Source organism: Parvimonas parva (assembly GCF_045866535.1).
GTDB classification, from domain to species: domain Bacteria; phylum Bacillota; class Clostridia; order Tissierellales; family Peptoniphilaceae; genus Parvimonas; species Parvimonas parva.
This window is the reverse complement of the sequence record NZ_AP038371.1, coordinates 907272-922116: the sequence shown is the minus strand read 5'-3', so window position 1 is coordinate 922116 and position 14845 is coordinate 907272. Positions and strand designations below refer to the sequence as shown.

Here is a 14845-nt window from a genome sequence, read left to right as displayed (position 1 = left end):
AGAATTTTATGGGTTATACAGCTTTTTTACTTATGATTATAAATATTTTATCTAAAATTTTAGGATTTTTTAGAGAAATATTATTATCGTATTTTTATGGAACCGGTCAGATAGCAACTGCTTTTCAAATTTCATTTTTAATTCCATATACTATTTTAGGATTTGTAATGTCCGGACTTTCTACAAATTTTATACCAACATATACGTCTTTGTATAAATCAAAGGGAAGAGATGAGTCAGATAGATTTACAAGTAATATTTTAAATATAATTTTTATAATAGGGATTATTGCGACTATTTTAGCTTATATTTTTGCCAGACAAATAGTTTTTATATTTGCTATGGGATATTCCGGAGAAATTTTTGAGTTATCTATTAACTTCACAAGAATTACAATACTTGGAATGTTTGCTCAACTTTTAAATGCAATTTTAAAGGGATATTTAAATATAAAAGGCAATTTTGTTGTACCTGGTTCAACAGGATTTTTATATAATATAGTTATAATTGTATTTTTGATTATAAGTTATAAAATTAATCCGATACTTGCTCCGATTGGAGTTGCTACTGCTACAATTTTTCAATATGTTCCATATATTCCTGCAATCAGAGGAACAAGATATAGACATAAGTTTGTTCTAAATTTTAAAGACGAAAATGTGAAAAGACTTTTGATTTTAGCTCTTCCAATAATTTTTGGGGTTGCAGTAAATCAGATAAATATGATTATAGACCAAAATTTGGCATCATTTATTTCTGATAAGGGTATTTCAGTTTTAACTTATTCTACAAGACTTTATGAATTTGTATGGGGAATAATGATTGTTTCAATAACAACGGCGATATATCCGACTTTGAGCAGACTTGCAATAGAATCAACTGTGAAGTTTAAAGTACAAATAACAAAGACAATTTCAACTATTTTATATCTTGTTATTCCTTCAGCTATTGGAATTATGATTTTTTCAACTGAAATAATAACTTTGATATACAAGAGAGGAAAGTTTGATGAAAATGACGTTACATTGGTTTCGGGTGCACTGTTTTATTACTCTTTAGGACTTATAGGACTTGGAGTTAGAGATGTTTTATCTTCATCATTCTATGCATTAAAGTTAACTAAAATTCCTTTGATAAATTCAATAGAAATGGTTATTTTAAATGTTATTTCATCAGTAATTTTATCAAGGTTTATGGGACTTAACGGTCTTGCATTAGGTTCAACTATTGCGTCTTTCTTTGGAGCGATAAATCTTTATATAAAATTGGAAAAACAAATAGGTAAAATAAAGTGTAAAGTTATGTTGAAAAACATATACAAGATGATAATTTCCGTTTTATTTATGGCTATAGGTTCAAAAGTTATTTTTACTGTATTACATTCAAGATTTTCAAACAACTTAAGTTTGCTTGTATCAATAATTTTTGCAGTAATAATTTATGCGACAGTTTCTATCTTGCTTAGAACAAGACAGGCATTAGATATTTTAAGAGCAATAATAAATAAATTAGAAAGTAAAATTTAATAGACTTGACTTTAATTACATTTGTTGATATAATTAGAAAAAATTAAATATATGCGTTGAAGGAAAAAAACTTTAAGGAAATTTTTAGAGAGTTAGCATTTGGTGAAAGCTAATATTTGATTTAAGGTGGGACACTCCGGAGCTTTTATTTTAAAGAGAGATACCAATAATTAGGGTGGTACCGCGGATTATATTCGTCCCTGCAGTTTGCAGGGACTTTTTTTATACAAGGAGGAAATATATGGCACAAATGGGAAATTTAAGAAGAACACATATGTGTGGAAACTTAAGAAAAGAAGATATTGGAAAAGAAGTGATTTTAATGGGGTGGGTTGCTAAGGAAAGAAACTTAGGCTCATTAATTTTTATGGATTTGAGAGATACAACAGGTATTTCACAAATTGTTGTAAGAGATACACTGGGAGAAGAAATTTTTAATAGTGCAAAGGAAGTTAGATCAGAATTTGTTTTAGCTGTTAAAGGTATTGTTTCTGAAAGAGAAAGCAAAAATCCTAAAATTCCAACAGGGGATATTGAGATTGAAGTTAATGAATTTGTAGTTTTAGATACTGCACAAACTCCTCCAATCTATATTAAAGATGACGACAATGCTTCAGAAAATTTAAGATTAAAATATAGATTTTTAGACTTAAGAAAAGAAAGTTTACAAAATAATTTAAAATTAAGAGCAAAAGTTTGTAAATTAATCAGAGATTTTTATTCAGAAAATAATTTTGTTGAAATAGAAACTCCATACTTAAACAAACCAACACCGGAAGGAGCGAGAGATTATCTTGTACCTTCAAGAGTTAATCCTGGTAACTTCTATGCTCTTCCACAATCACCACAAATTATGAAACAACTTTTAATGATTGCAGGAATGGATAGATATTTCCAAATAGTAAAATGTTTTAGAGATGAGGACTTAAGAGCTAATAGACAACCGGAATTTACTCAAGTTGACCTTGAAATGAGTTTTGTAGATGTTGAAGATGTTATCGATGTAAATGAGAGAATGTTACAAAAATTATTTAAGGAAATTAAAGGAATAGATATTGAATTGCCAATAAAGAGAATGAAATATGATGACGCAATGGAAAAATACGGAAGTGATAAACCTGATTTACGTTTCGGTTTTGAAATTAGAAATATTACAGATTGTGTTAAAGATGTTGAATTTGATTTATTTAAAAATGCAATTTCATCAGGTGGAAGTGTAAGAGCAATTTCAATCGGTAAATATTCAAAAGAATATACTAGAAAGAAAATTGATAAATTAATAGACTCAATAAGAGATTATGGGGCTAAAAATATTTTCTGGATAAAAATTGTAAATGGTGAAGTAACTTCTTCAATTTCAAAATTCTTAAACGAAGAAATTATTGCTAATATTAAAGAGAGAATGAATGCTGAAAATGATGATTTAATTTTAATTATTGCAGATAAAAATGATGTAGTTTTAAATTCATTAGGAGCATTAAGGGGTGTAATTGCAAGGGAAATGAATTTATTAAATCCAAATGAATATAATTTATGTTGGATAGTAGATTTTCCACTTTTTGAATATGATGAAGAAGAACAAAGATATGTTTCAAAACATCATCCATTTACACACCCAAAAGATGAGGATATTCAATATTTAGAAAGCAATCCTGAAAAAGTTTATGCAAAGGCTTATGATATTGTAATAAATGGAGATGAGCTTGGGGGAGGTTCAATTAGAATTAACAATTCTGATTTACAAAACAAAATGTTTAAGGCATTAGGTCTAACAAAAGAAGAAACTGAAGTTAAATTCGGATTCTTACTTGAGGCTTTAAAATATGGAACACCACCACATGGCGGACTTGCATTTGGTCTTGATAGATTGATTATGTTACTTGCGGGTACAAATAATATAAAAGATGTAATAGCATTTCCAAAGACACAATCTGCATCCGACTTGCTTACAGAAGCACCTTGCATAGTTTCAGAGACACAACTTGAGGAGTTAAATTTAAAAATTGGAAAATAATATTTATACGAGAACAGAACTTTTAATAGGAACAGAATCACTTAATATTTTGAAAAATTCTAAAGTAATTGTATTTGGAATTGGTGGAGTTGGAAGTTTTAGCGTTGAATCACTTTGTCGTTGTGGAATCGGAGAAATTTCACTTGTAGATTTTGACACTATTGATATAACAAATGTGAATAGACAAATTCATGCAATGTTAAATAATGTCGGAAAATATAAAGTTGATGAAATGAAAAAGAGGATAGAACTTATTAATCCCGATATAAAAGTTAATGTTTTTAAGGAAAAGTTAGATAAAGATAATATTGAAAAATTTAATTTAAAATATTATGATTATGTTGTAGATGCAATAGATACAATTACTTCTAAGATTTACTTGGCAAAATATTGTTATGAAAATAATATAAAAATAATCAGCGCAATGGGAGCAGGAAATAAATTAGACCCTACAAGATTTAAAGTAGCTGATATTTATAAAACTTCGGTTTGTCCACTTGCAAGAGTTATGCGAAAAGAGCTTAAGAGTTTGGGAGTAAAAAAATTAAAATGCGTCTATTCAGATGAAATTTCTGTTGGGGAAAAGATTGAATCTAATGAGAGAAGAAAATCATCACCGTCCAGCATAAGTTTTATTCCTTCAACTTTAGGACTTATTATTACATCAGAAGTAGTAAAGGATTTGATATTATGGAACAAGTAGGATATATAACTAAAATTTTGCCTGAGAATAAGTGTAAAGTTTTGGTTTCAAGGATAAGTGGTTGTAAAGGAACTTGTAAAACTTGTAGTGGTTGTCCAACACCGACTATGCATATAGTTATGAAAAAGACATTGGACGTTGCAGTTGGTGATTATGTAAAAATAGGTGTAGATAGTAGTATTGTTTTAAAATATTCTATTTTTCTGTATGGTTTTCCACTTTTAATGTTTATGCTTTCAATAGTTTTAGTTAATGTGATTTTTCCAAATTTAAAAGGAATAGATATAATTGGCTTTTTAGTTGGAACTGTTACAATGATTTTAGCTTTTTTTGTAGTTAAACTTGTAGATAAAAAATATGCTCATCTATCAACAAAAGCAATGTATATGGAACAAAAAATTTCAAAAAAAGACATATAAATGAAAAGGTCGATTCAAACGAATCGGCCTTTTGCATCTTTTTATTTAATTCTTATAAAATTTTTTGGTTATTATTTAACTCTTGTAAAAACAGTTTCTCCTGCTTCGTCTTTTATTGTAAGTTTATCATCTTTTATTGAGAAAGTAGCTTTTACCTCTTCTCCCATAAAGTTAATTGTTAAATTTTCTCCATCTACTTTATATTTCATTTCCATTTGTTCAGCTTCTTTTTTAGCTTCTTCTCCAGCAAGAGCAGCCACTGACTTCATTTTTTCTAAAAGACTTTCATCTCCAACTTTAATATCCATCTTTTCATCTTTAGTGAATACTAATGTTACTTCACCTTTCACACCTAAGAATTTTAATGACTCTGAGTCAGTTAATTCTTTCATTGCACCACTAGCTTTTCCTTCCGGTTTCCATTGTCCAACTATTGAATTACTTGAAGCTTTACAAGCAACTAATGAAAACATTATTAATAGTGGTAATACAAATAACATAATTTTTTTGAATTTTTTCATAATATGCCTCCCTTAAAATAAATTAAATTAGTATGTTCTAATTTGTAGTTATAGTATAACATAAAAAAGTTTATATAGTTATACACTTTTGGGTAGTATTTTAATAATTATATATTTTGTGAACAAATTGATTTTTTTCAAAAAAATGATATTATAACATAAAGATTATTTTAAAAGGAGGATATTATGAAAAAGATAGATAAATTTTTTGTTAAATTATTTATAAGTTGTATTCTTCTTTTTTTATATGGATTTTTAAGAGATTATAAATTTAGTTCACATATTATAGATACTATTTTTGCCCAATTTTTAAGTTTAATTTTGTTTTTAACTATAATATTGTGGGGATTGAAAATAAATAAAAGAATATTGAATGAAAATATAAAAAAATATACTCTTAACATTTCATATCTATTGCTATTTTGGGTTTTTGTTCGTGTGTTTAAGTTTCAATACAGTGATATTTCTATGGATACAAAAAGATTTCTTAGATATTGTTATTATATTCCAATGATTTTAATTCCGTTATTTTTTTATTTTATTAGCTTGTGTGTTGATAAAGATGAAAATTATGTTCCGAAAATTGTTTTTCCAACTGCTTTTTCAGTAATTTTAATTTTTATTGTACTTACAAATAATATACATCAACTTGTATTTAAATTTAATTCCATTAATGATGGAGATGGACAAAAAGTATTTTTTTATTTCATAATTGCATTATGGATTGTCTTTATTACTACTTATTCGCTTTATATATTTTTAAAGAAATCATATTTTAAAAAGAATATTAGATATAATTGGTTACCGTTTTTTGTGATTTTTCTATGTATTATATATAATATTATTTATTTATTAAATGGTAGTAAAAATATTTTTGGAGTAGATTTTACAGTTTTTATGTGCTTTTTTTGTATATTGCTACTTGAAACTTTGGTTTTTGTTGGAGAAATTTCGTCCAATGATAATTATAAAATATTTTTTAAAAATATAAAACTTCCTTTAACAATAGTAGATAACAAAGCAAATGTTAAATATCGTTCAGATATTGCTGAAAATTTTAGTAAAGATATTATTAAAAGCATAAAAAATGAAAAGATAAATTTAGACGAAAACAATTTGCTTTACACCTTTAAAATTTTAGGAGGAAATGTTCTTTGGCAAAAAGACATTTCAGAGATTAATAAATTAAATGATGAAATAGCTGAAAGTTCAAATGAAATAAAAAATTCTTTAAGTTTATTGGAGGAAAAGTATAGAATAAAATTGCATAAACTTAGTTTGGTGCATCAAAGTCAAATCTTTACACTTATTTCAAATAGTATTTCATATAAAATTTCAAAAATAAAAAAATTATTAAATGATATGGAGGGGAAAGATTATTCCGTTCAAGAAAATATTTTAAAAAATATAAATGTAATTGGAACTTTTGTAAAAAGATTTACAAATATGATTTTAATAAATGAAATTGGAGAAAAACTAGCTTCCGGAGAGTTAAAGCTGTCGCTTTTAGAAAGCTCCACTAATCTTGAATTTTTCGACATTTATTGTGTCATTAATATTGAAGATGAAAATAAATTTTATGGAGAGAATGCTCTTTTATTTTATGAAATTTTTGAAAATATTGTTGAAAAACATATTTTTAATATTGATAATATTTTTATTTCATCTAATTGTAAGAAAAAATTTTTTATACAAATTGAATTGAAAGAAGAAAGTTATTTAGAAATTAATTTTGATAGGGTTAAAGAAAAATATGAAAATATAGAATTTGAAATTAACACAGAAACTTTTGGTAAGTTATTATCATATAGTATTTGTGAAAAGGGGGCGAATTCTAATGATTGATAGTATTATGACTACTAATGATTTATTCTTATTTATTAGTTTAATCGCTTTATTGCTTGTTTCGATTATATTTTGTTATGAATTTAAATCAAATTTGAATAAATTTAGAAATATTGCTCTTTTCGTTATATTAATTTTTTTGCTTTTAGAAACTATTATTGCTAAATATCTTAGTGATGTAGCTTTAAAGGGGCTTGAAATGAGTAAATTTTTTATTTTTAAAATTAAAATTTCATATCATATAATTTTCATTTCTATATTAGTCATACTTGCGTTTTTGTTGAAAATGGAAAGAAAAAAAGATACTATTGATAGAAATTCTATAAAAGAGGCTATTGATAATATACCTGTTGGAATTTGTTTTTATGATAAAACTGGAAAATCTTTATTGATTAATAGGGTTATGAATAGAATAATATTTTCTTTTTCAGGAACTTATATTAATAATATAGAATATTTCCTTGCTTTACTTGAAAATAATAAATTAGATGTAAAGAAAATATTTTTTAAAGATTCTATTGCATATAAAATTAAAGGGCAAGTTTTTCTTTTTGATAAAAGTACGATTAATATAAATGGAGTAGAAATTTTTCAAGTTATAGTGCATAACATTACAGATTTGTATGCCAAAACTGAAAAACTGGAAGAGGAAAGGTTAAAAATTCAAAATCAAAAAAAATCTCTTGAAAAATTATTAAAAGATATAGTAAAGATAAATCGTTCTAAAGAAATTTTAATTTCAAAATCAAAGTTACATCACGAGTTTGGAAAGTCTGTTTTAGCTACAAAATTATATTTTAAAAATTCTAAAGATTCACAAGATAATTTTGAATATATAAATTTTGCTAAAAATCAGTGGATTGAAGTTATAAGAAAGATAGAAAACAATTTAGCTGAAGAGCCTAAAAGTAATTTATATGATGAATTAGTTTTAGGAGCAAAATCTTTTGGTTGTAAAGTTGTTTTGTCAGGAGATATAAAAGACGGAAATGAATTACCTTATATCTTTATATTTGCACTAAAAGAATCTATAACCAACGCAGTTAGACATTCGAATGCTGATGAAGTAAATTTGAATATTATAAAAAGTGAAAATAAATTATCTGGAATTATCAGAGATAATGGATATAGTGAAGTTTCTGAAATCAAAGAAGGGGTTGGACTTTCTTCACTTAGAAAAAGAATTGAACAAAATGGTGGAACTTTTGAAATAAAAATAAATAATGGCATAGAACTTCATATCAGTTTGAATTTATCGGAGGATTATTATGATAAAAGTTTTAATTGTTGATGACCAAAGAATGGTTAGAGAAATGATAAAATTAAATTTGGAAAAGCTTGAAAATATAAAAATAGTTAATTCCATTGAGAATGCACAAATGGCTGAAATGTTTTGCTCCAATGGACAAATTGATTTAATTATAATGGATATATGCACTGCTAATGGAGAAAGTGGTCTTGAGGCATCAAGAAATATAAAAAAATATTATCCAAATATAAAAATAATAATTGTAACTTCAATGCCTGAACATAGTTTTATCGAGAAAGCTAAGGATATTGGTTGCGATAGTTTTTGGTATAAGGATTTTGATAAAATTTCTTTTATAGAAGTTGTGGAAAAAACTTTGAATGGAGAAAAAATCTATCCGGATAGAACTCCAACCATTGAAATCGGCTTGGCAAAAAGTTATGAATTTACAAGTAGAGAACTTGAAGTTTTGAGAGAATTGGTAAATGGTAGTACACATTTGGAAATTTCAGAAAAATTGGATATAAGTATAAATACAGTAAAGTTCCATATAAAAAATTTACTTTCAAAGACCGGATATACCAATTCGATGCAATTAGTTATAGATGTTGTAAATAAAAAGTTAATATTACCGGAATTTTAATAGAACTGCAAAGTTCTATTTTTTTGTAAAGATTTAACTACCTAAAAGGGTGTATTAAGAAAAATAAAATTTTGTTAATATAAAATTGTAAAAATGAAATAATGTAAATAAACGAAAGGAGTATGTTATGGGACTTATTAAAGCAATTGCCGGTGCAACCGGTGGAGTATTGGCAGACCAGTGGAAAGAATTTTTTTATTGTGAGGCATTAAGTAAAGATGTACTTATGATGAAAGGACAAAAAAGCATTGGTGGAAGGTCATCAAATACGAAAGGAAGTGACAATATTATTTCTAACGGCTCAGGAATAGCAGTAGCTGACGGACAATGTATGATTATTGTTGAGCAGGGAAAAGTTGTAGAAGTATGCGCCGAACCTGGAGAATTTACTTATAATAATTCAACTGAGCCAAGCATTTTTAGTGGTAAACTTGGAGATAGTATAAAACAAAGTTTTGCAACTATTGGAAAGAGATTTACTCATGGTGGAGATACCAGAAAAGACCAAAGGGTTTATTATTTTAATATAAAAGAAATTATAGACAATAAATTTGGAACAGCAAATCCGATTCCTTTTAGAGTCGTAGATAACAAAATTGGATTGGACTTAGATGTATCTATTAGATGTAATGGAGTTTATTCTTATAAAATTACAGACCCGATAGTTTTTTATACAAATGTTTGTGGAAATGTTGCTAATCAATATGATAGAGAAGAAATAGACGGACAATTAAAGACTGAATTTGTAAGTGCGTTACAACCTGCATTTGCAAAAATTTCCGATTTGGAAATTAGACCAAGTTCAATTCCTGCTCATGCAGAAGAACTTTCAGAGGCTATGAATGAAGTTTTAACTAAAAAATGGAATGAACTTAGAGGAATTTCAGTTGTGTCTATTGCAATGAATCCTATAACATTACCTGAAGAAGACGCAGATATGATTAAACAAGCACAAAGAAATGCTATGTTTAGAGACCCGACTATGGCTGCTGCAACTCTTGTAGGAGCACAATCAGAAGCTATGAAATCTGCTGCAAATAATCCTAATGGAGCTATGATGGGCTTTATGGGAATGAATATGGCAGGACAAGCCGGTGGAATGAATACACAAAACTTGTACCAAATGGGGCAACAAAATGCAGGGGCGCAAGTGCAACAAAATGCTCAGCCTCAACAACAGCAACAAGCTCCAAATCCAAATGAATGGAAATGTAATTGTGGAACTGTAAATAGTGGAAAGTTCTGTTTAGAATGTGGAACTCCAAAGCCTGAACCAAAAGGAAATTGGACTTGTAGTTGTGGAGCAACAAATTCTGGAAAATTCTGTGCAGAATGTGGTAGTCCTAAGCCACAAAATTCTAAATTTAAGTGTAACAAATGTGGTTGGGAACCTGAAGATTCATCAAATCCACCAAAATTCTGTCCAGAATGTGGCGATGTGTTTGACGAAAATGATAAAATTTAGTTTGAAATAGTTAAGATAAGAGGTGATATTATGTCTGATTTAACTGATTATAAATGTCCTAGTTGTGGAGGAAGATTTGAGTTTGATAGTGCAAGTCAACAGATGAAATGTCCTTATTGTGATACTGTTTGTGATATAGAAACTCTTGAAAAACTTGAAGAAGAAAAACAAGCCTCAAAAGGAACGGCTTGGGAAAAAACTTCAACAGAAAGTTTTGATAATGCCGATGGTGTTAAAACTTTTGTTTGTAGTGCTTGTGGTGGAGAAATAATTGGAGATGACACATTAGCTGCTACAAATTGTCCTTTCTGTGATAATCCCGTTGTTATTGGAGATAAAATTAGTGGTGAATTAAAACCTGATTGTATCATTCCTTTTAAACTGGATAAAAAATCTGCAAAAGAATCTTTGAAAAATTTTGTAAATAGTAAAAAATTTGTACCAAAAATATTTAAAGATGAAAATCATATTGATGAAATAAAAGGTATATATGTTCCATATTGGCTATTTAAGACTGATGCTAATGCAGATATTTCCTTTGATGGAGAAATAGTAGAAAGATGGTCTGATTCTGAATATGATTATAAGAGTGTAGATTATTATAAATTATTGCGTGAAGGATATATGAATTTTGAAAATATTCCAATAGACGGTTCAAGTAAAATTGAAAATGTAATTACAGAGTCTATTGAACCTTTTTATAATGAGGAATTGACTGATTTTAAAATGCCGTATTTATCAGGATACCTAGCTGAAAAGTATGATGTTTCTTATGAGGATTGTACTGAAAATATAAATAGTAGAATATACAGTAGCGTTGAAGAATATTTTTTAAGAAGTACTAATGATTATAAAAATGTAACTGTTAGAGAAAAAAATATTGAATTAAGTGATGCAGAAGTAAAATACGCTCTTTATCCGGTTTGGTTTTTGAATACTTCTTGGAATGGAGAAACTTATACATTTGCTATGAATGGGCAAACAGGTAAATTTGTTGGAAGTTTGCCTTTAGATAAGACTGCATTTTGGAAAATGGTATTAATCTTATGGCCAATATTTAGTGTGATAATATACTTTATTGCAAACTTTTTTAGATAGGAGGAAATTATGAAAAATAAATTTTTACTTGTTTTAACCTTAATTTTTTCTATGATTTTACCGTCTTGTGTATTTGTATCTTTTTCCTCAATGGCTACTCAGGAAGAAGAAACTTATATTTTAGATGAAACTGGCACACTAAAAGAAAATGAAATATCAGAACTGAATAAAACTTTAAAAGAAATTTCTTCAAAATATAAAATAGGAACTTTTGTAGCTTTAATTGATAAAGATGCAAAAATTACAGCTAAAGGTTATATAAAAGAATTTGAAACTAAAGATAATATAGTTTTTGTAATTTCAAAAAAAGATAGAAAATGGGCAATAGAAGCTTCTGGAAAAGGGAAAATAAATTTTGATTCCTATTGTCAAGAATATACTATAGAAAAAATAAAATCATATTTATCAAAAAGTGATTATTTCGAAGCTATAAAAGAATATAACAAAAATGTTGAAAAATTTTTAGAAAAAGGATCAAAGGGCGAACCATATTCTCAAAAAAATAAAATAAAAGAGAATAATTTGCTTTGGATAGCAGGCTCTTTAGTTGCAGGATTTGTAATTGCTTATGGAATCGGAGCATATTATAAATCACAATTAAATAATGTTCATAATGAAACATCAGCTAATAATTATATTTTGGATTCAGAAATTACAAATAGAGATGATATATTTATTAGAAATGAAATCACAAAAACTGCAAGGCCTAAATCTTCAAGTAGTTCAAGTAGTGATGGAGATTCTTCTGACGGAAGTTTTTAAAATATATGTTACAAAAAAATCTGTGTTTTGATACGCAGATTTTTTTTTGATTTTTACTCCAATAAATCCAAATTTTATATGAGCTTATAGCCGATAAAATAAATAGTATAGATTTTATTAGAATACATATAAAATTTTTGTAAGGCTCTAAAAAATAGCCGATTAGAAATATTTCTACGGCGCTTGGTATCTAATGGGTATCCGGTGATCTTTTTTAATTCGCAATAAAAATTTATAATAACAATGAAAATTTTTATTATTTTGTTGAAAAAAACAAAAAAATATGTTAATATATATTTGATAAAGTTAATACTAAAGGGGAGCATTAATTTTTATAGTTAATGCTTAACTTTTTTGCTTAATGTGCGATAGGTATTATCTTTATCATAAGATGTTATTTTTAAGGAGGTGCTAAGTTATAAAAAAGTTATTTTCTTTTTTTCTAGTCCTTTGTAGTGTATTATTTGTATGTAATATTGGTAATGTTGATGCAAAAGTTGAAAAGAAAAAATATTCAAATTGGCAAGAAGTTGCTAAAGATATGCATATAAAATTTACAGAGGCTAAAGAGCATGCTGATAAAAAAGATTTGAAAAAGGCTTATGAAGCTGTAAATTCTGCTTATTTTGACTATTATGAAGTTCAAGGTTTTGAAAAAAATGTTATGGTTGCAATTTCTAATAGCAGAGTAAATGAAATAGAGGCAATGTTTAGAGAGATTAAACATACTTTTTTAGGAAATTCAAGTGGTTCTATTGAAAAGACAAAAGCCTCAATAGACGAGCTTGATATGAAAGTTTATAAAGATGCACTTGTTTTAGATAAGGTAATTCCAAAAAGTGCTCCAGATTCTGAAGGAAAAGTTGTATTCGGTAATGCTGAAGTTAAACAAGGTGATGAAAAAGCGAAGAATATTCAAGACTTTTTAACATCATTTGGTTTGATGCTTAGAGAGGGATTGGAGGCAATTTTAGTTTGTGTTGCAATTATTGCTTATCTTGTAAAAACAGGAAATAAACATCTTTGTAAAGCAGTTTACATAGGCATGGGGGCTGCTGTTTTATGTAGTTTTGGTTTAGCTATAATGATAAATTATTTATTAGGAGGAGTTGGACAAGAGCTACTTGAAGGTTGGACTATGTTCTTAGCAGTTATTGTTTTATTTTATGTTAGTAACTGGATTTTATCAAAATCTGAAGAAGAGGCATGGGAGAATTATATTCAGTCTAAAGTTCAAAGATCAATAGATAATAAAAGTAAGTGGACTTTAGTTTTTGCAGCTTTTTTAGCTGTATTAAGAGAAGGTGCAGAACTTATATTGTTCTATAAAGCTGCATTTTCAGGTGGGAGTAAAATTTTATATCCTGCAGGTGGTTTTTTAGCAGCGTCAGCTGTTTTAGTGGTTGTATTTTTTATTTTTAGATTTACATCTGTTAAATTACCACTTAAACCATTTTTCTTATTTACAAGTGTACTATTATATCTAATGTGTATCTCATTTATGGGAAAAGGAGTTATAGAATTAACTGAGGCTGGAGTTATTTCAGGTTCAACAGTTATACCTGCAATGCAAGGTTGGAGTATTCCAATTTTGAATATTTACGATAGAGCTGAAACTTTAATTCCACAAATTATGTTATTAATAATAACTGTTTGGATATTGGTAGGACATTATTCCAAATTAAGAAAAATTAAAAATGAAAGTTAATTATTCTAATAGTTTTTATTGGGATTTAAAAAACTTGTTGTTACAAAAAAATAAAAAATTAGGAGGATTTATTTTATGAAAAAGTCAAGAATGGTTGTAACATTAGCATTATTAGCATCAGTAGGTTTAGTAGGTTGTCAAAAAAATGATACTGGAAAAGTAAATGAATTACAAAAGTCAGTTGAAGAAAAAGACAAAAAAATTGCTGAATTAACTGAAAAATTAAAAGAAGCTGGTGAAGAAGAGGAAGAAGAACCTGAAAAACCGGGTGAATCAGGATTTAAGGAAATCAATATTGGAGAAGAAAAAATTGTAGGACCTTTCCAAGTTGCAGCTGTTTATTTCCAAGGTGTTGATATGATTCCTGAAGGAAGACAACCAAGTGCTGCTGAATCAGATATGCATTTAGAAGCTGATATTCATTTAACTAAGGAAGCTGGTAAAAAATATGGTTTTGGTAATGGAAAAGATATTTGGCCAGCTTACTTAACAGTAAATTACAAAGTTTTATCAGAAGACGGAAAAGAAGTAACTGCTGGTTCAATGATGCCAATGAATGCTGATGACGGTGCTCACTACGGAGTAAATATCAAGAAAAATACTGTTAAAGTAGGAAAATATAAATTGGTTATTGAAATTCAACCATCAGCTGATTACTTATTACACACTGATGAAGAAACAGGTGTTCCTGTAATTAAAGATGGAGGAAAAGCTGCTGCATCTAAATATTATGAAAAACAAACTGTTGAATTCGAATGGAATTATACAGGAGAACAATTACAAAATAAATAATATTTAAATTTTGAATTTAATTTAATTATGACAAATAGGCAAATCCTCTCTTAAAAACTTAAGAGAGGTTTTGCCATATTATGAAATAATAAGAGCCACT

13 protein-coding genes are annotated in these 14845 nt (G+C 27.5%); 12 read left to right on the top strand and 1 reads right to left on the bottom strand.

Annotated elements, in window-relative coordinates; genetic code table 11:
- The first annotated feature begins 8 nt into the window (after positions 1-8).
- The 4 genes from murJ to ACKTSI_RS04585 all read left to right on the top strand — a co-directional run bounded on the left by murJ (position 9) and on the right by ACKTSI_RS04585 (position 4662).
- Positions 9-1526: a murein biosynthesis integral membrane protein MurJ gene (gene murJ / locus ACKTSI_RS04600; RefSeq protein WP_407862590.1), complete on the top strand. Its 1518-nt coding sequence runs from the start codon at positions 9-11 to the stop codon at positions 1524-1526.
- A gap of 241 nt (positions 1527-1767) precedes the next feature.
- The gene (gene aspS / locus ACKTSI_RS04595; protein WP_407862589.1) at positions 1768-3540 is read left to right on the top strand and encodes an aspartate--tRNA ligase; all 1773 of its coding nucleotides are present in this window, start codon (positions 1768-1770) and stop codon (positions 3538-3540) included.
- Positions 3530-4243, top strand: a complete 714-nt coding sequence (locus ACKTSI_RS04590; RefSeq protein ID WP_068472043.1) for a ThiF family adenylyltransferase — start codon at positions 3530-3532, stop codon at positions 4241-4243. Before aspS ends, ACKTSI_RS04590 begins: the two co-directional genes overlap by 11 nt.
- The gene (locus ACKTSI_RS04585) at positions 4231-4662 is read left to right on the top strand and encodes a SoxR reducing system RseC family protein (protein ID WP_068472045.1); all 432 of its coding nucleotides are present in this window, start codon (positions 4231-4233) and stop codon (positions 4660-4662) included. The genes ACKTSI_RS04590 and ACKTSI_RS04585 overlap by 13 nt, the downstream gene beginning before the upstream one ends.
- A 71-nt stretch (positions 4663-4733) precedes the next feature.
- Here the strand turns inward: ACKTSI_RS04585 and ACKTSI_RS04580 are convergent, their stop codons facing one another.
- Positions 4734-5183: a hypothetical protein gene (locus tag ACKTSI_RS04580; protein ID WP_288868541.1), complete on the bottom strand. Its 450-nt coding sequence runs from the start codon at positions 5181-5183 to the stop codon at positions 4734-4736.
- 186 nt (positions 5184-5369) lie between these two features.
- On the opposite strand from ACKTSI_RS04580, the gene ACKTSI_RS04575 reads away from it, so the two are divergent.
- The 8 genes from ACKTSI_RS04575 to ACKTSI_RS04540 all read left to right on the top strand — a co-directional run bounded on the left by ACKTSI_RS04575 (position 5370) and on the right by ACKTSI_RS04540 (position 14745).
- Positions 5370-7028 (top strand): histidine kinase N-terminal 7TM domain-containing protein, encoded by a 1659-nt coding sequence (locus tag ACKTSI_RS04575; protein ID WP_288868543.1) that lies wholly within the window; start codon positions 5370-5372, stop codon positions 7026-7028.
- Positions 7021-8319, top strand: coding sequence for a hypothetical protein (locus ACKTSI_RS04570; RefSeq protein WP_308577058.1), 1299 nt, complete (start codon positions 7021-7023; stop codon positions 8317-8319). Before ACKTSI_RS04575 ends, ACKTSI_RS04570 begins: the two co-directional genes overlap by 8 nt.
- Positions 8297-8920, top strand: coding sequence for a response regulator transcription factor (locus ACKTSI_RS04565; protein ID WP_311526211.1), 624 nt, complete (start codon positions 8297-8299; stop codon positions 8918-8920). The genes ACKTSI_RS04570 and ACKTSI_RS04565 overlap by 23 nt, the downstream gene beginning before the upstream one ends.
- Positions 8921-9047: 127 nt before the next feature.
- Positions 9048-10385: an SPFH domain-containing protein gene (locus ACKTSI_RS04560; RefSeq protein WP_407862588.1), complete on the top strand. Its 1338-nt coding sequence runs from the start codon at positions 9048-9050 to the stop codon at positions 10383-10385.
- A gap of 30 nt (positions 10386-10415) precedes the next feature.
- Positions 10416-11483, top strand: coding sequence for a hypothetical protein (locus ACKTSI_RS04555; protein WP_407862587.1), 1068 nt, complete (start codon positions 10416-10418; stop codon positions 11481-11483).
- Between the two features lie 9 nt (positions 11484-11492).
- Positions 11493-12245, top strand: coding sequence for a TPM domain-containing protein (locus ACKTSI_RS04550; RefSeq protein ID WP_407862586.1), 753 nt, complete (start codon positions 11493-11495; stop codon positions 12243-12245).
- 541 nt (positions 12246-12786) lie between these two features.
- On the top strand, positions 12787-13953 hold the full coding sequence (locus ACKTSI_RS04545) for an FTR1 family protein (RefSeq protein WP_288979631.1): 1167 nt from the start codon (positions 12787-12789) through the stop codon (positions 13951-13953).
- A 75-nt stretch (positions 13954-14028) separates the two neighbouring features.
- Positions 14029-14745, top strand: coding sequence for an iron transporter (locus ACKTSI_RS04540; RefSeq protein ID WP_068472061.1), 717 nt, complete (start codon positions 14029-14031; stop codon positions 14743-14745).
- Positions 14746-14845 lie beyond the last annotated feature (100 nt).